We start from the raw sequence: 22577 nt of genomic DNA on the forward strand, positions 1-22577 counted from the left end.
GAGCCGATTTGGGTCGTGTTACTACACGACGCCAGCGATCCGGGCGGGGTTCGTCAGTCGGCGACGGCGGCGTCGATGCCGGGTGTGAAGGCGAGGTACTTGGGTGGTTCGGGTAGGTCGAGCGCGGCGAGGATGGTTTTCTGATCGCCGGTGAGGGCGGAGCGTTGCGCCACGCGGCCGTCGGCGGTGGCGAAGGTGACCAGGTGCATGCGGTCGAGTTCGTGGCGCAGATTGCGCCAGGTGTCGCCGGTGCGGGTTTCTGCGACGCGGATGAGAAGCAGTGCCAGCCAACACAGTTGGACGTGAGCGCGGATGCGGTCCTCGCGGTGGTGGTAGACCGGGCGCAGCCCCAGCGAGCTCTTGGCGTCGCGCCAGCCGCGTTCCACCGCGAGCAGCTGCTTGTAGGCGGCGGCCAAATCCTCGGCGGTAAGCGTGAGGTCGGAAGTGCGCAGCAGCCACTTGCCGTCGTAGTGGGCTTCACGTTGGGCGGCGGCGCGGTCGATGCGCAGCAGCCCGGTCTTGGTGCGCCGCAACAGCCTGCGCAGCCCGGGCTTGCCCTTCAAGGAGCCGACGAACTCGTCGCGCTTGCGTTTCGGCCAGGCGTCCGAGCCATCGATCAGCCCGGAGAGGTGCTCGATGAGCCGCTCACGCACTGCTGCGTCACGGTCGGCGGCATCCGGGTTGTGGCACACCACGAACCGCTCCGCACGCACCCCCTCGTTGTTGCCGCCGCCGGGTGCCACCCGAATCTCCTTGACCCGCAGGTTGTCGGCCACGTCGTGGTAACGGCCGGGGCGGGCCAGCGCGTCGGCGGCCTCGGCGTTGGTGTGGCGCAGCTTCTCGGCGTGGATGTAGTGCCCGCCGCCGCGGGTGAGATAGGCGCGGTTGGCCGCGGAAGCAAACCCGGCGTCGGCCACCCACACCAGCCGGTGCAGATTCCACGATCCCAGATCGTCTTTGACCGTGCGGATGATCCGCTGATCGCTCTCACTGCCGGGAAAGGTCCAGCAGCGCACCGGGATTCCGTCGCGGGTCACCGCCATCGCGATCACCACCTGAGGCCGGTCGTCGCGGTGGTCCTTGGACTTGCCGAACCGGCGCGCGGCCCGCTCGACCGCTTTCGCGGTGCCGTCGTCGACCTCGGGTTCGGGGGCCAGGTCGGCCAGTTCGTCGGGCACATCGACCTCCCAGTAGGTGGAGGTGGTGTCGATGAAGACGATGTCGACGTCCAGGTTGAGCAGGTGCGCGACCGAATCGAAGATCTGCGCGGCGATCTCGCCTAGCGCGGCGAGCAAAAAGTCCATCGACCGATACGCCGCGTCATCGGAAAACCCGGGGCACTCGGCGATCGCGACCCGTTCGGCGACCCACCGTGCGGCGCCCAGCTTGCTGCCCGGTTCCAGCGCCCGCTGCGCCACCAGCGCGAACAGCACCCGCTCCACGGTCGCGGCGTCCAGGCGCCGGTCCGCGGCGACCCGGCGCAGCGCCGCGCCCACACCCAGCCGGTCCCAGAGTTGGTCGAGCACCCATGCCCCGCCGAAGCGGCGCGAGTCCAAGATCTCGATCTCGCCGGTGTGCGCGGCCGCGATCGCCTGTGCCGGGTCGAGGAACCGCGAGATCGAGGCGACCAGTCGGGCCAGCGCGTCGCGGTCCACGGTGTCAGCGCGGCCGAAGTTGTGGATCACCTTCGCCGAGGGCACCCCGGTGACCGGATGGCGTTCGCTGTGCGCCAGCTGCAGATACGACACCGTCGACCCGTCGCGGTTGCGCCGCTTCGTCTCCCGCAGGTACACCCCTACACTGCTAGCACATATTCGCTGGTGAAGTCCAGCGACACGCCAGAACTCGTGTGCCTACACGAATCCGCCGTTTCGGTGACTCTGCAAGCCTCCTACCAGCACAATCGCTCCGCGCTACCCCGAAATATGCCTACGAACTGCGGAAGTCGGGTTCGATCTCCTGCAGCCGGGTCACTTCGGGGTGGTGCTCAGCGAGGTAGTCGAAGAACACCCGCAGCGCCTTGGTTCGCCCGGCCACGGTGTAGGGGCGCAGCGTGGTGGTGATCGTCTGCACATAGCGAACGACCTCGGTGCGGATCAGCGGCTGGCGCACACCGGAGGCATGCACGAGTGGCCCGACCGCCACCGGTCGGCTCTGCCGCGGCGGGGTGCTCAGGCTGCCGAGCTGATAACAGGCCTGCTGCAAGGCGAACAGCCGGGTGCGGGCATGGTGGCGCGCCGAGGCAGACAGCGCGGCCGATCCATCCAATTGTCCGAGCACACAGGCGAAGTCGTCCTCGGTCAACCGCCGCACGGGTTTTCCCACGTGCAGGCAAATCGTCGAGGCGGCCAGCAGCCCGACCTGACGCTGCCAGTTGGCACTCCAGCCCAGCACCGCAGCGGCCTCGGCGACTGCGGCCACGTTGTCGGGCTCGTGGGCAGCCCACTCGACCGGTAGCCCGCACCCGGCTGGTTTGGCCAGCAGTAGCTCCACGTCGGGGACCAGGTGCCGCTGAATGAAACACCACGAGACGAACGACCACGCTTTGAACCGGTGTAGGTCTGTCAGCCGGGCAGGAGTGGGCCGACGCATCCACACCGCCAGGTCGGAAAAGCGGTCCACGAAGCGGCGCGCACTGCGACGCCGTGCGAATCGCACACTCGCGCAAAGCGACATCGCCTCGACGTGCGCGTCGTAGGCAGCGATCAGCCCGGCTGCGCCGGGCAACGGCGCGGCGTCGGCCGCGCTAACCGCGACACTTACCACGGCGATGCCTTGCGAGCGGTGCTGTACTCGGCGCAGAGGGTCTCAGCCGATAGGTGCACGTATTTTCCCGTTGTCTCGGGGCTGGCATGTCCCATCAAGTCCCGCAGCACCAGCAGGTCGATCCCGGCCGCGGCCAACTGTGTGCCGTAGGTGTGGCGCAGCCGGTGGGGGCGCACCCGGGCTGCGCCCGAGCTGGCCCGGTGGGTGCGGAAGATTCGACGCATCCCAGCCTCGGTCAACGGCTGCCCTGCGGTCGGCCCGCGCAGCACGACAAAACACTGCTCGGTCGTGCAATCTGTTGGACGCTCAAGCCGTAGATAAGCAGCCAGTTCAGCGAAGAACGGCCGGTCCACCGGAACCACCCGTTCCCGACCACCCTTGCCGGCCACCCGCAACTGCCGGCGGGCGATGTCCACCTCGGCCAACAGCAGACCGCGGACCTCGGCGGCGCGTAGTCCGCCGAGCAGCATCAGCAGCACCATCGCGCGGTCGCGATGGGTGCCCAGGTCAGTCAGAAACGCCTCAATCTCAGCCAGCTCAAGGCTTTCCGGCAATAGCCGCTGCTGGCGCACCAGCCGGCCGCCTGACCGCGAGTGACGAGCCCGGATATGGCCCAGCAAGCCCCGACGCGCCCGAAGCCCGCTGGTGCGCCGCGCCGCCGGCACCGGACTGGCCATCACCACGCCAGTGATCACCGCGAACTCGAACAGGGCCCGCACCGCGGCGATGCGCCGGTTCTGCGTCGCGGCAGCGGCGCCCCGCCGCTCGGATAACCGGACCACTGTCGAACCCGCAGTGCGCTTGGGCTGGGTCTGCCAGTCCAGATAATCAAACAAGTCGGTCGGCCGCACCTCGGCCAGACCAACGCCCTGCCCGGTGAGAAACCGCAAAAAGTTCAACACGTCATACGCATACGCGCGTCGCGTCGCCCGAGCGAAGTTTCTGCCCTGCAGATGCGCCAAGAACCGGTTCACCACCGCGACGTCGTCGCGCTGCCCAGCGGCAACCTCACCGGCAATCAGAAAGACGTCTCCATCGCCGGCCACCCGAAGCCCCATCGGCACCTCCACACGGAAAGCCACCGACCTCCAGTGTGAACACACACGAGCCCCACTAGTCCCTCAGTAAGCGTGTCGGCTGGGGTGGATAGGGCAAAGGCCTTACCCTGACTGGGTTTGCGACATCAACGCAGCCCAGCAAGAAAGGCCTTTGTGGTGAAGAAGATACCGCATGAGCAGAGTCGGCGAAACATTGCGCGGCGGCGGCGTCGGGTGGCGGCGCGGCACGCGCGGGCGGGGCGTTGGGGCGCGCGGCCCAAGCCGATGCTGAACTCGGGTCCGGTGCGCTACGAGGTTGGCGCCAACATCGACGCCACCGCCTTCGGGGGGATCGCCGCGGTGCACCGGCTGGTGACCAAGCTGGGGCTGGTCGAGCGGATCGACGAGGATCTGCAGTTGTTGAAGGTGCACCTGCCCTATCACGAATCCGACCATGTGTTGAACTTGGCCTACAACGTGGCCTGTGGCGGCACCCGCCTTGAAGACATCGAGCGGCTGCGCCACGACAGCGCCTACATGAACGCTTTGGGCGCGCAGCTGATCCCGGATCCGACCACGGCCGGCGATTTCTGCCGCCGGTTCAGCGAGGCCGACGTGGCCACGTTGATGGAGGCCATCAACGCGGTGCGCCCGCAGCTGTGGGCGGGCCGGGGCGCTGAGCTGCTGGGCCCGATCGCCTACCTTGACGTGGACGGCACCATCGCACCCACCTACGGCCAACACAAGGCCGGGATGGACATGTCCTACAAGGGCATCTGGGGCTACGCGCCGCTGATCGTGTCGCTGGCCAACACCAAGGAAGTGCTCTACCTGGTCAACCGGCCCGGCAACGCGCCCAGCCACGCCGGGGCGGCGCAGTGGATCGACAAGGCCATCGAGCTGGTCACCCCGCACGCCGCACGGGTGTGTTTGCGCGGGGACACCGACTTCTCGTTGACCGCGCACTTCGACCGATGGGCCAAGCAGGTCGACTTCGTGTTCGCCATGGACGCCAGTGCCGCGCTGCGCTCGCGCGCCGAGGCGCTGGCCGAGGCCTGCTGGACACCGCTGCAGCGGCCCGCAGCCGCGCCGCCGCGCAGCGGGCAGCAGCGCCGGCGCGAGCCCAACCACAAGCGGCGCATCGTCGCCGAACGCGGCTATGTCAACCTTGAACTCAACGGCGAGGATGTCGCCGAGTTCACCTACCAGCCCGGCAAGTGTGGCCGACCCTACCGGGTGATCGCGCTGCGCAAGAACATCAGCAAGACCCGCGGTGAGCAGGCGCTCATCGACGAGGTCCGCTACTTCTTCTACATCACCACCCGCACCGATCTGACCCCCGCGCAGGTCGTGGCCTGCGCCAACGACCGCTGCGACCAGGAAAACGTCATCGAGCAGCTGAAAAACGGTGTCAACGCGCTGCGGGTGCCCCTTTATGACCTGGTCTCCAACTGGGCCCACATGGTCATCGCCGCCCTGGCCTGGAACATCAAGTCCTGGTTTGCGATGATGCTGCACCACAAGGCCGACCGGCGCGACTGGATCAACATGGAGTTCCGCCGCTTTTGCACCCAGGTGATCCTCATCCCCGCCATGATCATCCGCCGCGCCCGTGCCATTACCGTCCGGATCATCGGCTACCACCCCAGCCTGGACCGATTCTTCAGCGCCTACAACACCATTGAGCGCACTCGCTTCGGCTGACACCCACACCCGCCACTCGCCTACGGCCCTGCCGCACCCCACAGCACGCCAGCCCTGTCTCCGTTGCCCAAACCAGCGCACCTGGCGGCGTCCCCGCATGCCCTCACACCCGAACAACCCACGCAGAAGCAATAATCCAGCCAATCGACGACCGCTCACCCATCCGAAAACAGTCATCGACGCCCCAGACACCGCCCGACCGCCAAACCAAATCGAACTCCCGCACAATCCTGCAATCCGCTGGCAGCGACTCGCTTATTTAAGGACTAGTGGGACCTCACCTGCGCCGAGCGTGTCGCCCCTGCGAGGGCCGGTTAACGGATAACATCCTTGCCAAAGTGCCCAAAAACGCCCAAGCCGAGGTGAAGGCCGACTACTGGGCGATCTTCGATGTGCCCGAGAACATCGCGCCTGGCCGCGACGCGGTCACCTCGTGCACAAGAGGATCGACGCGTTCGCCAAGCGTTGGCGCGACTCGTATCCGGCGGCGGTGCGGTGTCTGCTTGATGACTGTGACTCGCTGACGGTCTACCTGCGGTTCCCACGGGAGCATTGGGCCCGGGTGCGCCACTCCAATTTCATCGAGCGGACCTTCGGGGAGACCCGCCGCCGAGTCAAGGTCATCGGCCGACTGCCCGGCGAGCACTCCTTCCTGAAGCTGGTGTGGGCCGTACTCGACCGCGCCTCGGCCGGCTGGCGCGGGTTCACCATGACACCGGCCGGGCTACGGCTACTACAGGACCTGCGAAGGTCGTTGCATGACCCACCGACCCAACTGCCGCAACGAAATTCGGAAGTACGCGCCGAAACCGGAGCGGCGCCGGCCGATGCTGTCGGCGCCATCGCCTAAAATCACAATCGCAAGTGAGCGGAATCTATGCCCGAACTTTTACACCGCGATTGGGACGCCACCGAAAACGTGGAGGTTTCCGTTATGCGGCCTCCGGTTGGATGGCCGTGATTTTTTCGTATTCGACGGGTGGCAGCAACCCGGCTGAGCTGTGCCGACGTCGGGTGTTGTAGAACTCGTAGCACCTGGTGGTGATGGCCTCGCGTGCCTGTGCCTTGGTGGCGAAGTGGTGGCGGGACAGCACCTCGTGTTCGAGGGTGGAAAAGAACGCCTCGCTGGCGGCGTTGTCGAAGCACGACCCGACACGTCCCATCGATTGGCGCACCCCGAGCTTGCGGCACAGCTTAGTGAAATCATTGGCGGTGTAGGTAGATCCGCGATCAGTGTGAAAGATCACGCCAGCGATCGCTGCGCGCCCGCCACGTACTGCGACGGCCATCTTGATCGCGTCGCTGGCCAGCTCGGCATCGGGGTGCTCCGACATCGGGCAAGCCAGCAAACGTCGCCCGCACAGGTCCAGGACCGAAGCCAAAGACAGTTTGGCCTCATCGGTGGGGATTTCGGTGATATCACCGCACCACGCCCGGTTGGGCGCTGCGGCGGTGGCGTCCCGTTTGAGCAGGTCGGGGAACTTAGGTGCCTTCTTGTCCTGGCGGGTCAACCCCCTGGGGCGCTTAGGCTTGCGCCCGGCCAGCCCTTGCCGGCGCATCGAGTCGGCCACCGTGTTCACGCTGACCTTCCAGCCCTCAGCGAGCAGGTCGGCGTGGATCCGCGGCGAGCCGTAGGTGCGCTGGGAGCGCTCGAACAGCTCCGCCACTCGCGCATCCAGCCGCGCGCGGCGTCGCTGCCGCTCAGTGGGCTCGCGGTCCAGCCACTTATAGAACCAGGAAACGCTGACCCCCAAAAGCGCGCAGCACACCGTGTGTGGCACCCGATGCACGGTCCTCTGGTCGGCGATAAAGCGGGCCACACTCACCTCGTCGCCTCCTTTACCCAGCCGACCACGGATCGCTTGAGCACATCACGCTCCATGCGCAGCTCGGCGACCTCGGCGCGCAGCCGCTTCAACTCGGCGATATCACCGGTGGAAAGCCCCTGGGCGCCTTCCCGCTCAGCACGATCTTTGGCAACCCAATTACACAGGGTGCCCGGATGGATCCCGAGGTCTCGGGCCACCTGCGCGATCGGCTTACCGGTATCCCGGACTATCCGTACCGCTCCCTCCCGAAACTCCCGGTCGAACTTCCTGCGCGTCTCTGACATGCCCTTACCTCATAGTGCATGCCTCCACACTTTCGGGGGATTTCCCCTCCTCCACCTCGTGAACTACCGTGGGCACGCGCGTACCTTCTCGAACCAACACCGGCTTTTGATCAGACCTTCGACTTCCAGATCATCCTCGGGAAGGTGCCCCACTTTCACGCCGCCTCGCCGCGGCTCATCCACAGGTTCTAATCATTGCTCCCATGTATCCATATCCTGGCGCAAAGCACCTGTGCGGCGGTAGATTCCTTGCACGTCATCAGGCAGGAAGGCTGCTATGAAAAACAGGTTTGTCGCCGCTGCTACAGCGGTGCTGGTGATCGGCGGTGCCGTCGGCTGCTCATCGACCCAGGTATCCCCAAAACAACCCAAACCCGGGACGTTGCCGCCTGGTACTGCTGCGCTCACCATGAACGACAAAGATCTGGGCCTTACGGACTCTGTGCAATGCACACCGGACGAATGGCTGACGACGATCAGGACCAGCCACGAGGCTTCAGGCGTGACCGTGATGGTATCCAATGCACAACAACTGACCGCCGAATTCGTCCGGATCCGTAATGTAAACGGCTTCACCGGTTCCTACGATCGCGACTTACAAGGCAAGGCTGCCGTCACGATGACTGGTGCCACCTACACGATCACCGGCGCCGCTATGGGCTTCAACAACGCCAAACCGAGCGAACTAACAACCGAAACCTTCACGATAAGGGTGTCGTGCTGATGTCCAAGCCAGCGGGCATCGTCGAGAGTTGCTCCAGCGACCAGGGCGGCGGCCGTCCACTGGTCGGTCATCGTAACAAACGCCGCGGACGTAACCAGTGCTGCTGCGGCTGCTGTGTGTCGCTGTACGGTCGCTCGGTTTGGGGGTGTCTGCGCGCGATGCACGCCACATCGGCCCACGCCGCGGGCTCCGAGACGATGATGGTGCCGTCGGCGCCAATCACCGCGTCGGCGACGCGGACCGTGTCATCCGACAACCGAAGGCACACTTTGTTGCCGTCAACGATCAGCCGGTTGGCGGCGAGCCCGTATTCCACCGTTTCTGCCGCCAGTGCCGCGGTAAGAATGTCACGTAGCACCGCGCGCTGCAGCACTACCAGCGGCTCGCCGAGGGCGTTGACAAACCACTGAGCGCCCAGGCGGCGTAGCCACGAGCCGTCGCGCCAGCGCAGCGCGCCGGTGCTAATCCGGCCACCGGCCGTGCGGACCGCGTCACCCACGCCGAGGTGGTCCAGGGCGGCCAGCGCGTTTGGCCAGATGCTGATCGCAGCACCCTCCGAAGTGTCGGTGCGCTTTTCGACAACGGCGACCTCATACCCGCGTTGCTGCAGCCCGACAGCGGTGGCCAGTCCGGCAATCCCCGCGCCCACGATAACGATTCGCTGGCCCGTGCATCTGAACTTAACACTCAGCAGTTCACAACCCGTCCAGCGGTCCCGGTACGGCTCGCGGGCCTTGGGGGCGATTTGATGGCGGCGGAGCGGGCGCCACGCTGCAGACGGCTAGGCCATGACAGACTAGGCCGCCATGGGATCACAACACGCAACCGCGACGCTGGTACTTCTTCGTCACGGCGAGAGTGAATGGAACGCGTTGAATCTGTTCACCGGGTGGGTCGACGTCGACCTGACCGACAAGGGCCGCGCCGAGGCGGTGCGCAGCGGCGAGCTTATGGCCGAGCACAACCTGTTGCCTGATGTGGTCTACACCTCGTTGCTGCGACGGGCGATCACCACCGCGAATCTGGCACTGGACACCGCCGATCGGCACTGGATCCCGGTGCGGCGTAGCTGGCGGCTCAATGAGCGTCACTACGGCGCGCTGCAGGGCCTCAACAAGTCCGAGGTCAGGGCGCGCTACGGCGAGGAGCAGTTCATGGCGTGGCGGCGCGGTTACGCCACCCCCCCGCCGCCGATCGAGAGGGGCAGCCAGTTCAGTCAGGATGCCGACCCGCGCTACGCCAACATCGGGGGAGGGCCGCTGACCGAATGCCTGGCCGACGTGGTGGCCCGGTTTGTGCCGTACTACACCGATGTCATCGTCCCGGACTTGCGCGTGGGAAAGACGGTGCTGATCGCGGCGTCCGGCAACTCGCTGCGCGCGCTGGTCAAGTACCTGGACCGCATGTCCGACGAGGAGATCGTCGGGCTGAACATCCCGACCGGCATTCCGCTGCGCTACGACCTGGATGCCGGGTTGCGGCCCCTGGTGGCCGGCGGCACCTATCTCGACCCCGAAGCTGCCGCTGCTGGCGCTGCCGCGGTAGCACGCCAGGGCACTTGAGAGGTCTTCATGAGAGAACCCGGAAAACCGAAAACAACGCGTGAACAGTGGACGAATTCCTGTGTTGCAATCTGTGACATGTCCGATTTAAGCCCTGGGCAGCTAGGGCGATGTTCACCGGATTTGTAGGATTTTCGCGTGACTATGTTCTCGGCGCTGTTGTCGGCCGGGGTGTTGTCGCTGTCGGCACTGGCCGTCGGTGTTGCCGCGGGAACCCGGATGGCACCGCGGGTAGCCGAACGACGGCAGCGTGCGGCCGCCGAATGGGCGGGGATCACGGTCTCGCAGATGCTGCAGCGCATCGTCGCGCTGATGCCGCTGGGCACCGCGGTGGTGGACGCCCATCGCGACGTGGTCTACCTCAATGACCAGGCCAAGCAGCTGGGATTGGTGCGCGACCGGCAGCTCGACGAGGAGGCGTGGCAAGCGGCCCTGAGGGCGCTCGCCGGCGAGGACGCCGAGTTCGACCTGTCACCGGGCAAGCGTGCCCCAGCCGGCCGGGCCGGGCTGTCCGTGCACGGCCAGGCCCGGCTGCTGAGCGAGGAAGACCGCCGCTTCGCCGTGGTCTTTGTCTACGACCAGTCCGAGTATGCCCGGATGGAGGCGACCAGGCGTGATTTCGTGGCCAACGTCAGCCATGAACTCAAGACGCCGGTTGGCGCTATGGCCGTGCTGGCCGAGGCCTTGCTGGCCTCGGCGGAAGACCCTGAGACGGTGCGCCGCTTTGGCGAGAAGGTGCTCATCGAGGCCAACAGACTTGGCGACATGGTGGGCGAACTGATTGAGCTGTCCCGGCTTCAGGGTGGTGGGCCATTGCCCAACCTGAGCGCGGTCGACGTGGATACAATTGTGGCAGAAGCTATTTCACGTCATAAAGTGGCCGCCGACAATTCAGACATCGAAATTAGAACCGATGCCCCGAGCGGGTTTAAGGTGTTGGGGGATCAGACCTTGCTGGTCACCGCGCTGGCCAACCTGGTGTCTAACGCGATCGCGTATTCGCCGCGCGGCTCACTGGTGTCAATCAGCCGTCGCCGCCGGGCCAACTTCATCGAGATCGCGGTCACCGACCGGGGCATCGGCATCGCCCGCGAAGACCAGGAGCGGGTGTTCGAGCGGTTCTTCCGGGGGGACAAGGCGCGCTCGCGGGCCACCGGTGGAACGGGGCTCGGCTTGGCGATCGTCAAGCATGTCGCGGCCAATCACAATGGCAGCATCGGATTGTGGAGCCAGCCAGGCACCGGGTCGACGTTCACCTTGTCCATCCCGGCATATCAGGACGTCGGCGAGGAAGTCGAGATAGCGTCGGGGCGCGACGGGCGGCCCACCGTTACTCAACGCGAGGAAGAGCTAAGCCGATGACCCGCGCCGACGACGAAGCAGAGCGAAGCGATGAAGAGGAGTGGCGCTGATGACCCGCGCCGACGACGAAGCAGAGCGAAGCGATGAAGAGGAGTGGCGCTGATGACCAGTGTGCTGATCGTGGAAGACGAAGAGTCGCTGGCTGATCCGCTGGCTTTCCTGCTGCGTAAGGAGGGCTTTGAGGCGACGGTGGTGACCGACGGGCCGTCGGCGCTTGCCGAGTTCGACAGGGCCGGCGCCGACATCGTGTTGCTCGATTTGATGCTGCCGGGGATGTCAGGCACCGATGTGTGCAAGCAGTTGCGGGCCCGAAGCAGCGTGCCGGTGATCATGGTGACCGCCCGCGACAGCGAGATCGACAAGGTCGTCGGTCTAGAGTTGGGTGCCGACGACTACGTGACCAAGCCCTACTCGGCGCGAGAGCTGATTGCCCGGATCCGTGCGGTGCTTCGCCGCGGTGGTGACGAGGAGTCCGACGTCAGTGATGGCATCCTGGAGGCTGGGCCGGTGCGGATGGATGTTGAGCGGCACACGGTATCGGTGAATGGTAAGCCGATCACATTGCCGCTCAAAGAATTCGATCTTCTCGAATACCTGATGCGCAACAGTGGGCGGGTGTTGACTCGTGGGCAGTTGATCGACCGGGTATGGGGCGCCGATTATGTCGGCGACACCAAGACACTTGATGTGCACGTCAAGCGGTTGCGCTCCAAGATCGAAGCCGATCCGGCCAATCCGGTGCACCTGGTGACGGTGCGGGGGCTGGGTTACAAGCTGGAGGGTTGACGTCCCCGTTGCGGCGCGTGGCATTGTTCCGGGGCGGTGTGCAGAAGCTCTGCGTCAACGTGATATCCACGATGACGAGATGATCGGGTCCTGAGTCGGCCTGCGGGTCAAAGTCTGGCATCGCGGGGCGCATACTATCGTTCCTGGGCCGCCACCAGCTCGTCGGCGACCGCCAGCGCCAGCGCCATGATCGACATTTGTGGATTGACTTCGGGGCAGCTGGGCAGGATTGATGCGTCGGCGACCCACACCCCCTTCACACCGCGCAGCCCGCCGCGCTGATCGACCGGGCAGCGCTGCTCGTCGGTACCGGCGGCAGCGGTGCCCGTCGGGTGAAAAGCCGCCAGGTGCAGGCTTTTCGGGTTTGCTCGGCGCAGCACGTCCGATAGCTCCGGCAACGACGTCACCGTCGGCCCCGCCGGCAGGCCGGTGAGCACCTCAACCGCCCCGGCGGCGAACAACAGCCGCCCCATCGCCTCTATTGCGACCATGAGCTTGGTGATCTCGCGCGGGGTGATGTCGTAGCGCAGCACCGTCTCGCCGCGCACCGATAGCACCCGCCCCACCCCCCGGTCGGCCACCATGGCACCCAGCGTCGCGACTTGCGGTGCCCGCCGCAGCCAAGCGAGCAATTCGCTGCCGTACCCGGGGAACACCATCGAGCCCATGCCCGGCGGCGTTGAGGTTGCCTCGATCAACACGCCATCGGACGTGTGCAACTCGTCGGCCGCGGCGCTCTGCAGCACCCCGCGCCAGGCGAAGACATCATCGTCGAAGCGTCCGGCGACCGCGACGGCCGGATGCAGGGCAAGGTTTCGCCCGATCTGCGGATGGTTACCAATACCGCTACGCCGCAGTAGGTTTGGTGTTTCTGTCGCGCCGGCAGCAACCACGATCGTGTCGGCGAGAACGTCCAGCGCCGTGCCGTCGGGCCGGCGTGCCCGCACCCCGCGGGCGCGCGCGTCGTCGTGCAGCAGGATCCGCTCGGCGCGGGCGTCACTGATAATGCGCGCGCCGGCCGCGCAGGCCTGCGGCAGCGCGTTGAGATGCACGCCGAACTTGGCATTGCGCGGGCAGCCGATCGCGCATTGACAACACGCGTCACACCCCGGCGCATTGCGAGGGATGGGCGCTGCGCGCCAGCCCAGCGCACGGGCGCCGTCGAGGAGCAGCCGTCCGTTACGCCCCATGATTTCCAGCGGCACCGGGGCGACCCGCAAAGTGTGCTCCACCTCATCGAGATGCCCCGCTAACCGGTCGGGGTCGGCGAGCTCCAGGCCGAATTTGTCGCGCCAACGCTGCTGGACGGCCAACGGGGGTCGATAGCAGGTACCGGAGTTGACGACGGTGCTGCCGCCGACTGCCCGGCCGATCGGCAACACCACCGCGGGCCTGCCGAACGCAATGGTGGCTCCGGCCCCACGGTACAGGCCGGCGTAGCGGTCGATCGGGTGGCGGGTACGGAACTCCTCGACGGTCCAGCGCCGGCCCTCCTCGAGCACGACGGTGAGCCGACCCGTCCGGGCCAGTGTGCGGGCCGCCATCGCACCCCCGGCGCCGGAGCCGACGACGACGGCATCCGCCCTCAGCACCGATGGGCTATCCACCGATGAGGTGACGCTCAGCGCAGCGTCGGGGCGAGCGATATCGTGTTCGGTTGCGCGAGCGAGCAGTTCGGCCGCGTAGCTGTCGGCGCCATTAGCGAGCAACACGATAGCTTTCAGACCCTCGATCGCGGCGCCGGCATCCGGTCCGAGTGATGCCACCCTGCGCAACACGTTCGCGCGGGCATCCGGATCCAGCCGTAACGGCGACCGGCCGGTGGTGAGATAGGTGGCGGCGAGGACCGATAGCAGCCCGCAGCCCACAGCGAACCGCGCCGCAGCGGGCAGCTGGGCGACATAGCGGTCCACCCGATCCACCAGCTGAGCCGGTGGCGGGCCGCCGCGTTCCTCGGGCAGCAGCGCGGCACCGAACGAGGCGATGGCCCGTTGTGCAAGCCAGCTCATCGCCGAAATGGGCGCCGCCGGCCGAGGCGACGGCCGAGCTTGATGAAAAGCGGGTAGGTGGCGAACATGGCGCCCGCAGCGGCGTGCATGGGCCACTTCAGCTGCTCGGTATTCAGGTCGAAAACTCCGCTGTTCCACATGAAGTCGCGCCCGTTTTGCGCGCGGAACGGGCGCCACATCAGCCCAAGGCCTGGCACGTTGTGGTACAGGCCGAACGACGTGCCGAAGAAGGCCCCCAGGGTCGCGGCCTCGGCGAAATCGCGTTTCTCCTCAGCCACCACCCGTTCGATCAGCACCCCGGAGGCGAGCAGCATCGGCGGGTCGAACAGGAAGCTCATGACACGATCCTCTCGTTGATGGCGGGCGCCTCAGCGCCACGCAGGCCGACCTCGGCATGACCGGCGCCCAATACCGACCAGCGGCGATCACCGATCTCGACGTAAATATCGGCTTGTTCGGTGTTGGTGCACACCGCTCGGGCACCGTCAGGATCGGTGTACTGTAAGCTGACGCAACGACTTTCGGGCTGGTCAACGCGGACCAGCACATAGCGGCGGCCGATGTGCCCGGCCAGCTGCCAGTGTCGCAACCCGAGGGTGGTACGCATCCGAATGGACGGCAAACCCATTGCCGGCCAATCCTTTCCATCAATACGGCATCGGATGAATGCCATCGGCGCGAGCCTGAGCACTGCGGGGGTGCGTGGCACTGCGATGATTGCCTCGAGCACGTCACCGTCACCGAGATCAGCGTGGATCCATCCCCAGCGCTTGGCGTTCCCGCGCCCGTAGACGTGGGCCACGCCGCCCTGCCACCTCTCGACGTGGTGAGTGACGTCACCGACGCTCACCGAACCGGTGAAATCGGCCGTGGGTGCGATCACCACCTGAGCGCCCGGCAGCACCTCGCGCTCCCAGGCGATTCGTGGGAAGGTCCACAACGGCGCACCGGTGTCCTTCCAGCTCAGCGCCCATGCGATCGATCCGGCACGCCCACCGAGCTCTTCGGGTGCCGCGTGTGCGCCCGCGGCCTGGAACCAGGCGATGCCTGCTGCGGGCCGGGCGGGAACGGGACCGAACCGTTCGGTGCGCGGGGGGCCACCCACCGGAAACCAGGTCACCCAGCCGTGGGCGTAGGCGGTTCGCCCGGCCCTGGCCAGTGAGGCCGCCGGCGCGATCGTTTCGTAGTGCACCCACATCCCGGCGTGGGTCAGCGGATCCGAGAGGGTGGCATACCACGCCTCCAGGCGGCCGGGCTGACCCCGCCAGCGGGGGGCAGCGGCCGCCTCGGCATTGTGGTCCATGTGTCCTACCTCCGCTCCAGCGGCAACATCTGCGTTCCCGTAGGCGCGCCGCTCGGATGGGATGCCCACGACGCCCATCCACTATATTGGTTGAGCCAATGAGCCAGTCAAGCCGGATTCGGCCACCCGAGCGTCAGCGTCTGGATGAGCAGATCGCGGCGTCGGTTGCCGACGCCATCCTCGACGGGGTTTTCCCGCCGGGTTCCACGCTGCCGCCCGAGCGGGAGCTGGCCGCACAGCTCGGCGTCAACCGCACCTCATTACGCCAGGGCCTGGCCCGGCTGCAGCACATGGGCCTGATCGAGGCCCGCCACGGCAGCGGCAACGTGGTGCGTGACCCCCAGGGCCTTACCCATCCCACGGTCATCGAGGCGCTGGTGCGCAAGCTGGGCGCCGACTTTCTGGTCGAGCTGCTGGAAATCCGAACGGCATTGGGCTCGCTTGTCGGGCGGCTGGCCGCCGAACGCAGCACACCAGGTGACGTGAACGCGTTGCGGGAGGCCTTGCACGACATCGAGACCGCCGACACGTCTGCGGCACGGCAGGCGGCCGACCTCGCGTTCTTCCGGGAGCTCATTCACGCCACCCGCAACCGCGCGCTGGGATTGTTGTATCGCTGGGTCGAGCAGGCGTTCGGCGGCCGGGAGCACGAGCTCACCGCAGCCTACGACGATGTCCCTGCGGTGGTGGCCGAGTTGCGGGCGATCAGCGATGCGGTGCGGGCGCGCGAGCCCGCGGCCGCCGGTGCAGCGGTCGAGGCGTACCTGCGCGCCAGCGCGCTGCGCATGGTCGAGGCCTACAAACGCGCTAATCGAGGGACTTAGCACGACTCACTTCCCGGATTCGCCTCCGGGATTCACTGCCGAGCGGCGATACTCCGCCACCCGCGTTGCCGGGTGCACGGCGACGAGTCCTAATACACTGCGCCGCTTGCACAGTGCCGCGAGTTCGGCATAGGCCTTCTCGCCTATCAGTTCAGTGAGTTCTGCGGCCAGGCTCTGCCACACCCGCTGGGCACCGACGTGCACGTCCGGATCACCGGTGCAGTACCAGTGCAGGTCGGCACCGCCCGCGCCCCAGCCGCGGCGGTCGTATTCGGTGATGGTGGTTTTGAGGATCTCGCTGCCATCGGGACGGGTGACCCATTCCTGACTGCGCCGGATCGGCAACTGCCAGCAGACATCGGGTTTCATGGTCAGCGGGTGCACACCGAGCCGAAGCGCCGCGGTGTGCAACGCGCAGCCGGGACCGGCCTTGAACCCCGGCCGGTTTAAAAAGATGCACGCTCCCTTGTATTTGCGAGTCCGCCACTGCCGCTCGCCGTCGTGCTCGTCGCGTTCCAGATAACCCTTGCGCCCCAACCCCTGGTCTCGGTACTGCCAGTCGTCGTCGGTCAGTTTTGATACCGAGCCGGCCAGCCGGGTGCGGTCGTCGTCGTCGGACAAAAACGCGCCGTGCGAGCAACAGCCGTCATGTTCCCGCCCGGCCACGGTGCCCCGGCAGGCCGGGGTGCCAAACACACACGTCCAGCGCGACAGGAGCCACGTGAGGTCGGCCGCGATCAGGTGTTCCGGATTGTCCGGGTCGTAGAACTCCACCCATTCCCGGGTGAAATCCAGTTCCACCTCTCGGCGATTGCCCGGCTGCGGTATTGCCACAATTTCCTACGGTAGACGAGATTCCGGCGATCGGGTTCCCGCCACGTAAGCTGGTGTTCCATGCGATTAGGCGTGCTCGACGTGGGCAGTAACACCATCCATCTGCTGGTGGTCGATGCCCACCGTGGTGGGCATCCGACGCCGATGAGCTCGACCAAGGCCACCTTGCGGCTGGCCGAGGCCATCGACGGCTCCGGCAAGATCTCCCGTCGCGGCGCCGACAAAATGATCTCGACGATCGACGAGTTCGCCAAAATCGCCATCAGCTCGGGCTGCGCCGAGTTGATGGCCTTCGCCACCTCGGCGGTCCGCGAGGCCAAGAACGCCGAAGCCGTGCTGGCGCGGGTGCGCGCCGAGACCGGCGTGCAGCTGCAGGTGCTCCGCGGCGTGGACGAGTCGCGGCTGACCTTTCTGGCGGTGCGCCGGTGGTATGGGTGGAGCGCCGGGCGGATCGTCAACATCGACATCGGCGGCGGCTCTCTGGAGCTGTCCAGCGGCGTCGACGAGGAGCCTGACGTGGCGCTGTCGCTGCCGCTGGGTGCCGGGCGACTGACCCGCGAGTGGCTGCCCGACGACCCGCCCGGCCGGCGCCGGGTCGCCATGCTGCGTGACTGGCTCGACACCGAGCTGGCCGACGCCTGTGCGACCGTGCTGAAAGCCGGCACCCCCGACCTTGCGGTAGCAACCTCGAAGACCTTTCGTTCGCTGGCGCGTCTGACGGGCGCGGCGCCGTCCGCCGCCGGACCGCGGGCGAAACGCACCCTGACTGCCAGCGGCTTGCGGCAGCTCATAGCGTTTATCTCTAGGATGACGACGGCTGACCGTGCAGAACTAGAAGGGGTGAGCGCCGAGCGGGCACCGCAGATCGTGGCGGGAGCTTTGGTGGCGGAGGCAAGTATGCGAGCGTTGTCGATACCAACGGTGGACATTTGCCCGTGGGCACTGCGGGAAGGGCTTATTTTGCGCAAACTCGACAGCGAAGCCGACGGCAGCGCTCTTGTCGAGGCGCCCGTGCGCGATGCCGGCAGCCAAACTGTTGATCGGATCGCGGTCGACCGATCGAGAGGCGACGCAGGATGACTGGACCACACTCCGATTCCCAGAACGCAACCACCCGGCCGATATCGGTGGCCGAATTGCTGGCCAAGAACGACATGATCGGCTCCCCGCCGATCAGCGGTCGCCGGCGGCGCCGCCGAGGCAACGCCGAAGCGGTGACGGTCGCCGAGCTAACCGGCGAAATACCCGTCGTCGGTGACGATGATCAGCACGCCAAGACCACTCATTCGACGGCGCATTCCCGCCGCGCGAATGGGGGTGTCCGGGACGCCGAGCAAATGTCCGAGGAGCCGCCGGGATTCGAGGGGCCGCCCGGGCCGGCCGCCGTCGGCGCCGAGGGGATGAGCCCCGACCCATTGGTGGATTATGCCGACATCCCGGTCGACGTGATGGATACCGAGGTGCGCGAAGCGCAACCCGTGACCGAGGATTCGGCCTACGTGCGTTCCTATTTGAACGGTCCGGCGAGTCGGCTGGTCAGCGGCACGACCATGGCCCGTGGGCCGGAGGGTGCCGAGTCGGCAGTCGGTGAGGACCTCGGCAACGTCGACAGCGGGGCGGATTCGGCCGTCCCCGGTGACGACGGCTATGCGGGGCCGAGCAGAGCACAGACATTGCTGCACGGCGGGCTGGTGGTGCTGCAGTCGATTTTTGCGGTGATGTTAGGTGCCGGTTTGTTTGTCGCTTTCGATCAGCTCTGGCGCTGGAATAACATTGTGGCGCTGGTGCTCTCGGTTGTCGTCATCCTCGGTCTGGTGGTGGGGGTGCGAGTGGTGCGCAAAACTGAGGACATCGTCAGCACGTTGATCGCGGTTGCGGTGGGAGCGTTGGTCACACTCGGCCCGCTGGCGCTGCTGCAATCGGCCTAGGCCCCAGAGACGACATAGCGTGCGTCCTGCCATCAACGTCGGCCTGTCTACGGCTTCGGTCTATCCGCTGCGGGCCGAGGCCGCCTTTGAGTACGCGGCCCGGCTCGGTTACGACGGGGTCGAGCTGATGGTGTGGGGCGAGTCGGCCAGCCAGGACATCGACGCCGTCGAGACGATGTCGCAGCGCTACCTCGTCCCGGTGCTGTCGGTGCATGCCCCGTGCCTGCTGATCTCGCAGCGAGTCTGGGGCTCCAACCCGATTCCCAAGCTGGAACGCAGTGTGCGGGCGGCCGAACAGCTGGGCGCTCAGACGGTTGTGGTGCATCCGCCGTTTCGGTGGCAACGCCGCTACGCCGAAGGATTCAGCGACCAGGTTGCCGCCCTGGAGGCGTCCAGTGAGGTGATGGTGGCCGTCGAGAACATGTTCCCTTTCCGGGCGGACCGGTTTTTCCCGGCCGACCAGTCCCGGGAGCGGATGCGTAAACGCGGCGGCGGACCGGGTCCGGCGATTTCGGCGTTCACGCCGTCCTACGATCCGCTTGACGGCAACCACGCGCACTACACGCTGGATTTGTCGCACACCGCCACGGCGGGAGTCGACGCGCTGGAGATGGCGCGACGGATGGGTTCCGGGTTGGTGCACCTGCACCTGTGTGACGGCAGCGGCCTGCCGGTAGACGAGCACCTGGTGCCCGGGCGCGGCACCCAACCCACCGTCGAGGTATGCCAGATGCTGGCCGCCGGCAGCTTCACCGGCCACGTCATCCTGGAGGTGAGCACCTCCGGCGCACGTTCGGCCCGGGAGCGCGAAGCCATGCTGGCCGAGTCATTGCAGTTCGCCCGCACGCATCTGATGCGCTGAGCCCGGCGGCACACTTCGGTATTGCGATCGCCGGTGCTGCTGGCGGGCGACCCGCTGCGCGCGGCCGCGCCGCGCTTGCGATCGCCCGGGAGGGGCTGGCAACTGTTGCGGCGTGGGGTGGTCGGTAGTTGTCGGTGGTGTGCTGTAGGAACAGGGGTGTGAATCTTGCGGTGTGGGCTGAGCGCAACGGTGTTGCGCGGGTGGCCGCGTATCGCTGGTTTAGCGCCGGGCTGTTGCCGGTGCCGGCGCTCTTGGCGCCCAGGGCCGTGAGCTGGTGGTGGTCGATTCGGCTGAGGTCGATGAGGACCTGGTGGGCGATATGAGCGAGATCCTCACCAGTATGTGCGCTTGGTTGTCTGGCAAACGCGCTGCGCCGAACGGGGCCAAGCGCGCGCTGGCGGCCGCGGCGTCCGACGAGGTGGGGGTGGCCTGAGATGCCGCGTTTCGAGGTGCCCGACGGCTGGTGTGTGCAGGCGTTCTGTTTCACCTTGGACCCGAACGGGGGCCAGGACCGCGCGCTGGCGCGCCATTTCGGGGCCCGCCGCAAGGCCTACAACTGGGCCGTCGCCACGCTGAAAGCCGATATCCGGGCGTGGCACGCCACCGGTGTTAAGACAGCGAGGCCCTCGCTGCGGGTGCTGCGGAAACGCTGGAATCAGGTCAAAGACGAGGTGTGCGTCAACGCCGAGACGGGCCAGCCGTGGTGGGGTGAGTGCTCCAAAGAGGCCTACGCGGGCGGGATCGCCGCCGCGGTGGACGCCTACTGGAACTGGCAGAGCTCCCGATCGGGCAAACGCGACGGCAAGCCGATGGGCTTCCCCCGGTTGAAGAAGAAAAGACGCGACGCCGACCGGGTGACGTTCACCACCGGGGCGATGCGCCTCGAACCGGATCGCCGGCATGTCGCCTTGCCGCTGATCGGCACCGCCCGCACCCATGAGAGCACCCGCCGCATCGAGCGCCTCATCGCCAAGGGCCGGGCGCGGGTGCTGGCGATCAGCGTGCGGCGCGACGGCGCCCGACTCGACGCGAGCGTGCGGGTGCTGGTGCAGCGGCCGATTCAGCCCGGCGTGGCGCTGCCCGAGTCGCGGGTCGGTGTCGACGTCGGGGTGCGCCGGCTGGCGAGCGTGGCCAGCGCCGGCGGCGGCGTGATCGAACAGGTGGCTAACCCGCGCCCGCTTGGGGCGGCGCTGCGCGAATTACGGCGGGTGTCGCGGGCCCGTTCACGCTGTGTGAAAGGCTCCCGCCGGTATCGTGAGCGCACCACGCAGATGTCTCGGCTGTATCGCCGGCTCACCGATGTCCGCACCCATCACCTGCACGTTCTGACACCACGATTGGCCAAAACCCACGGCCGGATCGTGCTGGAGGGATTAGACGCCGCCGGGATGCCGCGGCAAAAGGGCCTGCCCGGTGCTCGCGCCAGACGGCGGGCACTCCGATGCCGCCCTGGGCACCCCGCGGCGGCACCTGGCCTACAAAACGGGCTGGTACGGGTCACGGCTGGTGGTCGCTGACCGCTGGTTCCCGTCGAGCAAAACCTGCCACCTTTGTGGGCATGTGCAGGACATCGGATGGGACGAGAAGTGGCAATGTGCCACGTGTGTGGCGGTCCATCAGCGTGATGACAACGCCGCGATCAACCTCGCGCGCTACCAGGAAACCATTAGCGTCGTCGGCCCAGTTGGGGCCGCCGTCAAGCGTGCAGCCGACCGTAACACCCGGCCTGGCCGGGCAGGTGGCCGTGAAGCGTGGAAGGGACGCGGCCGCAAGGCCGCCGAACAACCCCAAGACGGGGTGCAAGTCGCGTGACCACTAACGATCACTCACTTGCAACGGTCTACCATGCTTTCCGGCATGGCCAGAATCGCGATCATCGGTGGTGGCAGCATGGGCGAAGCCCTGCTGTCGGGCCTGCTGCGGTCTGGACGAGCGGTCCACGACCTGATGGTGGCCGAACGGTTGGCTGATCGCGCCAGATACCTGGCGGAGACCTACTCGGTGGCGGTGGCACCCGTGAGCGACACGGTAGCGAACGCGGCGTTCGTCATCGTGGCGGTCAAGCCCACCGACATCGAGTCGGTGATCGGGGAGATCGCCCGAGGGGCCGCCCGGGCGGAAAACGAGCAGGTGTTCGTCACCGTTGCCGCCGGCGTCACCACCGCCTACCTCGAATCCAAGTTGCCGGATGGCGCCGCCGTCGTGCGGGCGATGCCCAATGCCCCGGCACTGGTCGGTGCCGGGGTCACGGCCCTGGCGAAGGGCCGCTTTGCCACCTCCGAGCAGCTCAAAGAGGTCTCAGCGCTGTTCGAGGCGGTCGGCGGTGTGCTTGTTGTCGCCGAGACCCAGCTGGACGCGGTGACGGCGGTCTCCGGGTCGGGTCCGGCGTATTTCTTCCTGATGGTCGAGGCCCTCGTCGACGCCGCCGTCGGGGTAGGTCTGAGCCGCCAGGTGGCCATCGAGCTGGTCGTTCGGACCTTCGCTGGATCGGCCGCGATGCTCGCCGAGCGAATCGAGCACGAGCGAGGCATGAGCGGCGACGCGGCGCCGGGCATGCGTGTCGACACCACCGCGGCCCAACTGCGCGCGAGTGTTACCTCGCCCGCCGGTACCACCGTGGCGGCGCTTCGCGAACTCGAGCGCTCCGGGTTTCGCGCGGCGGTCGACGCCGCCGTACAGGCCGCGAAAAACCGCGCTGAGCAGCTACGAATTACATCGGAGTAATTTACAAAATTTCCATTGAAAATCCACCACCTGTCGCAA

The 22577-nt window shown here is 66.8% G+C and carries 21 protein-coding genes and 2 pseudogenes; 13 read left to right on the forward strand and 10 right to left on the reverse strand.

Annotated features, from left to right (window positions below; all coding sequences use genetic code 11):
• Positions 1 to 53: 53 nt before the first annotated feature.
• From MSM1_RS09805 to MSM1_RS09815, 3 genes are all read right to left on the reverse strand, one after another.
• On the reverse strand, positions 54 to 1793 hold the full coding sequence (locus MSM1_RS09805; protein ID WP_213441770.1) for an IS1634 family transposase: 1740 nt from the start codon (positions 1791 to 1793) through the stop codon (positions 54 to 56).
• A 136-nt stretch (positions 1794 to 1929) separates the two neighbouring features.
• The gene (locus MSM1_RS09810; protein ID WP_213441772.1) at positions 1930 to 2766 is read right to left on the reverse strand and encodes a hypothetical protein; all 837 of its coding nucleotides are present in this window, start codon (positions 2764 to 2766) and stop codon (positions 1930 to 1932) included.
• Positions 2760 to 3848 (reverse strand): tyrosine-type recombinase/integrase, encoded by a 1089-nt coding sequence (locus MSM1_RS09815; RefSeq protein WP_307857352.1) that lies wholly within the window; start codon positions 3846 to 3848, stop codon positions 2760 to 2762. The genes MSM1_RS09810 and MSM1_RS09815 overlap by 7 nt, the downstream gene beginning before the upstream one ends.
• Positions 3849 to 3980: 132 nt before the next feature.
• Between MSM1_RS09815 and MSM1_RS09820 the strand changes: the two genes are divergently transcribed.
• Both MSM1_RS09820 and MSM1_RS09825 read left to right on the forward strand, forming a co-directional pair.
• Positions 3981 to 5507 (forward strand): IS1380 family transposase, encoded by a 1527-nt coding sequence (locus MSM1_RS09820; protein WP_374101691.1) that lies wholly within the window; start codon positions 3981 to 3983, stop codon positions 5505 to 5507.
• Positions 5508 to 5940: 433 nt separating this feature from the next.
• Complete coding sequence (locus MSM1_RS09825; protein ID WP_213441774.1) at positions 5941 to 6357, forward strand: transposase; 417 nt, start codon at positions 5941 to 5943, stop codon at positions 6355 to 6357.
• An 82-nt stretch (positions 6358 to 6439) separates the two neighbouring features.
• Here MSM1_RS09825 and MSM1_RS09830 read toward each other — a convergent pair whose 3' ends face one another.
• The gene (locus MSM1_RS09830) at positions 6440 to 7333 is read right to left on the reverse strand and encodes an IS3 family transposase (protein ID WP_213441776.1); all 894 of its coding nucleotides are present in this window, start codon (positions 7331 to 7333) and stop codon (positions 6440 to 6442) included.
• Positions 7330 to 7620 (reverse strand): transposase, encoded by a 291-nt coding sequence (locus tag MSM1_RS09835; RefSeq protein ID WP_213441778.1) that lies wholly within the window; start codon positions 7618 to 7620, stop codon positions 7330 to 7332. The genes MSM1_RS09830 and MSM1_RS09835 overlap by 4 nt, the downstream gene beginning before the upstream one ends.
• A gap of 277 nt (positions 7621 to 7897) precedes the next feature.
• Between MSM1_RS09835 and MSM1_RS09840 the strand changes: the two genes are divergently transcribed.
• On the forward strand, positions 7898 to 8344 hold the full coding sequence (locus MSM1_RS09840; protein ID WP_213441780.1) for a lipoprotein LpqH: 447 nt from the start codon (positions 7898 to 7900) through the stop codon (positions 8342 to 8344).
• 67 nt (positions 8345 to 8411) lie between these two features.
• Here MSM1_RS09840 and MSM1_RS09845 read toward each other — a convergent pair whose 3' ends face one another.
• Positions 8412 to 8993 (reverse strand): NAD(P)-binding protein, encoded by a 582-nt coding sequence (locus MSM1_RS09845; protein ID WP_307857353.1) that lies wholly within the window; start codon positions 8991 to 8993, stop codon positions 8412 to 8414.
• A gap of 157 nt (positions 8994 to 9150) precedes the next feature.
• Between MSM1_RS09845 and MSM1_RS09850 the strand changes: the two genes are divergently transcribed.
• The 3 genes from MSM1_RS09850 to regX all read left to right on the forward strand — a co-directional run bounded on the left by MSM1_RS09850 (position 9151) and on the right by regX (position 12054).
• Entirely contained in the window at positions 9151 to 9906 is a 756-nt protein-coding gene (locus MSM1_RS09850; RefSeq protein ID WP_213441782.1) for a phosphoglyceromutase, read from the forward strand.
• A gap of 138 nt (positions 9907 to 10044) precedes the next feature.
• Positions 10045 to 11268, forward strand: a complete 1224-nt coding sequence (locus MSM1_RS09855) for a cell wall metabolism sensor histidine kinase WalK (RefSeq protein WP_213441784.1) — start codon at positions 10045 to 10047, stop codon at positions 11266 to 11268.
• A 102-nt stretch (positions 11269 to 11370) separates the two neighbouring features.
• The gene (regX, locus tag MSM1_RS09860; protein ID WP_213441786.1) at positions 11371 to 12054 is read left to right on the forward strand and encodes a two-component sensory transduction protein RegX; all 684 of its coding nucleotides are present in this window, start codon (positions 11371 to 11373) and stop codon (positions 12052 to 12054) included.
• 134 nt (positions 12055 to 12188) lie between these two features.
• On the opposite strand, the gene MSM1_RS09865 is transcribed toward regX, so the two are convergent.
• From MSM1_RS09865 to MSM1_RS09875, 3 genes are read right to left on the reverse strand one after another with little or no spacing between them, the layout of a single operon-like run.
• A complete protein-coding gene (locus MSM1_RS09865) occupies positions 12189 to 14063 on the reverse strand; it encodes a GMC family oxidoreductase (RefSeq protein WP_213441788.1) in 1875 nt (624 codons plus the stop codon).
• A complete protein-coding gene (locus MSM1_RS09870) occupies positions 14060 to 14401 on the reverse strand; it encodes a hypothetical protein (RefSeq protein ID WP_213441790.1) in 342 nt (113 codons plus the stop codon). The genes MSM1_RS09865 and MSM1_RS09870 overlap by 4 nt, the downstream gene beginning before the upstream one ends.
• Positions 14398 to 15366, reverse strand: a complete 969-nt coding sequence (locus tag MSM1_RS09875) for a hypothetical protein (RefSeq protein ID WP_213441792.1) — start codon at positions 15364 to 15366, stop codon at positions 14398 to 14400. The genes MSM1_RS09870 and MSM1_RS09875 overlap by 4 nt, the downstream gene beginning before the upstream one ends.
• A gap of 98 nt (positions 15367 to 15464) precedes the next feature.
• Between MSM1_RS09875 and MSM1_RS09880 the strand changes: the two genes are divergently transcribed.
• Entirely contained in the window at positions 15465 to 16190 is a 726-nt protein-coding gene (locus MSM1_RS09880) for a FadR/GntR family transcriptional regulator (RefSeq protein WP_213441795.1), read from the forward strand.
• A 6-nt stretch (positions 16191 to 16196) separates the two neighbouring features.
• Here the strand turns inward: MSM1_RS09880 and MSM1_RS09885 are convergent, their stop codons facing one another.
• Positions 16197 to 17024 (reverse strand): hypothetical protein, encoded by an 828-nt coding sequence (locus MSM1_RS09885; RefSeq protein ID WP_213441796.1) that lies wholly within the window; start codon positions 17022 to 17024, stop codon positions 16197 to 16199.
• Between the two features lie 60 nt (positions 17025 to 17084).
• Between MSM1_RS09885 and MSM1_RS09890 the strand changes: the two genes are divergently transcribed.
• The 6 genes and pseudogenes from MSM1_RS09890 (at position 17085) to proC (ending at position 22538) form a co-directional block, all read left to right on the forward strand.
• Positions 17085 to 18104 (forward strand): Ppx/GppA phosphatase family protein, encoded by a 1020-nt coding sequence (locus tag MSM1_RS09890; RefSeq protein WP_213441798.1) that lies wholly within the window; start codon positions 17085 to 17087, stop codon positions 18102 to 18104.
• Positions 18101 to 18952 (forward strand): hypothetical protein, encoded by an 852-nt coding sequence (locus MSM1_RS09895; RefSeq protein WP_213441800.1) that lies wholly within the window; start codon positions 18101 to 18103, stop codon positions 18950 to 18952. The genes MSM1_RS09890 and MSM1_RS09895 overlap by 4 nt, the downstream gene beginning before the upstream one ends.
• Before the next feature lie 19 nt (positions 18953 to 18971).
• Positions 18972 to 19814: a sugar phosphate isomerase/epimerase gene (locus tag MSM1_RS09900; protein WP_213441802.1), complete on the forward strand. Its 843-nt coding sequence runs from the start codon at positions 18972 to 18974 to the stop codon at positions 19812 to 19814.
• A gap of 247 nt (positions 19815 to 20061) precedes the next feature.
• Positions 20062 to 20247: pseudogene (locus tag MSM1_RS09905) on the forward strand (IS607 family transposase); the annotation flags it as partial.
• 1 nt (position 20248) lies between these two features.
• Positions 20249 to 21626 (forward strand): annotated as a pseudogene (tnpB, locus tag MSM1_RS09910) (IS607 family element RNA-guided endonuclease TnpB).
• Between the two features lie 45 nt (positions 21627 to 21671).
• Positions 21672 to 22538, forward strand: coding sequence for a pyrroline-5-carboxylate reductase (proC, locus tag MSM1_RS09915; RefSeq protein ID WP_213441804.1), 867 nt, complete (start codon positions 21672 to 21674; stop codon positions 22536 to 22538).
• Positions 22539 to 22577 lie beyond the last annotated feature (39 nt).

This window comes from Mycobacterium sp. SM1 (genome assembly GCF_018361265.1).
GTDB lineage: Bacteria > Actinomycetota > Actinomycetes > Mycobacteriales > Mycobacteriaceae > Mycobacterium.

Bases quoted from the DNA above. Each gene is read 5' to 3' on its own strand.
- MSM1_RS09835 (WP_213441778.1), bottom strand. From the start codon at position 7,620: ATGTCAGAGACGCGCAGGAAGTTCGACCGGGAGTTTCGGGAGGGAGCG.
- MSM1_RS09840 (WP_213441780.1), top strand. From the start codon at position 7,898: ATGAAAAACAGGTTTGTCGCCGCTGCTACAGCGGTGCTGGTGATCGGC.
- MSM1_RS09850 (WP_213441782.1), top strand. From the start codon at position 9,151: ATGGGATCACAACACGCAACCGCGACGCTGGTACTTCTTCGTCACGGC.
- regX (WP_213441786.1), top strand. From the start codon at position 11,371: ATGACCAGTGTGCTGATCGTGGAAGACGAAGAGTCGCTGGCTGATCCG.
- MSM1_RS09865 (WP_213441788.1), bottom strand. From the start codon at position 14,063: ATGAGCTGGCTTGCACAACGGGCCATCGCCTCGTTCGGTGCCGCGCTG.
- MSM1_RS09870 (WP_213441790.1), bottom strand. From the start codon at position 14,401: ATGAGCTTCCTGTTCGACCCGCCGATGCTGCTCGCCTCCGGGGTGCTG.
- MSM1_RS09875 (WP_213441792.1), bottom strand. From the start codon at position 15,366: ATGGACCACAATGCCGAGGCGGCCGCTGCCCCCCGCTGGCGGGGTCAG.
- MSM1_RS09880 (WP_213441795.1), top strand. From the start codon at position 15,465: ATGAGCCAGTCAAGCCGGATTCGGCCACCCGAGCGTCAGCGTCTGGAT.
- MSM1_RS09890 (WP_213441798.1), top strand. From the start codon at position 17,085: ATGCGATTAGGCGTGCTCGACGTGGGCAGTAACACCATCCATCTGCTG.
- MSM1_RS09895 (WP_213441800.1), top strand. From the start codon at position 18,101: ATGACTGGACCACACTCCGATTCCCAGAACGCAACCACCCGGCCGATA.
- proC (WP_213441804.1), top strand. From the start codon at position 21,672: ATGGCCAGAATCGCGATCATCGGTGGTGGCAGCATGGGCGAAGCCCTG.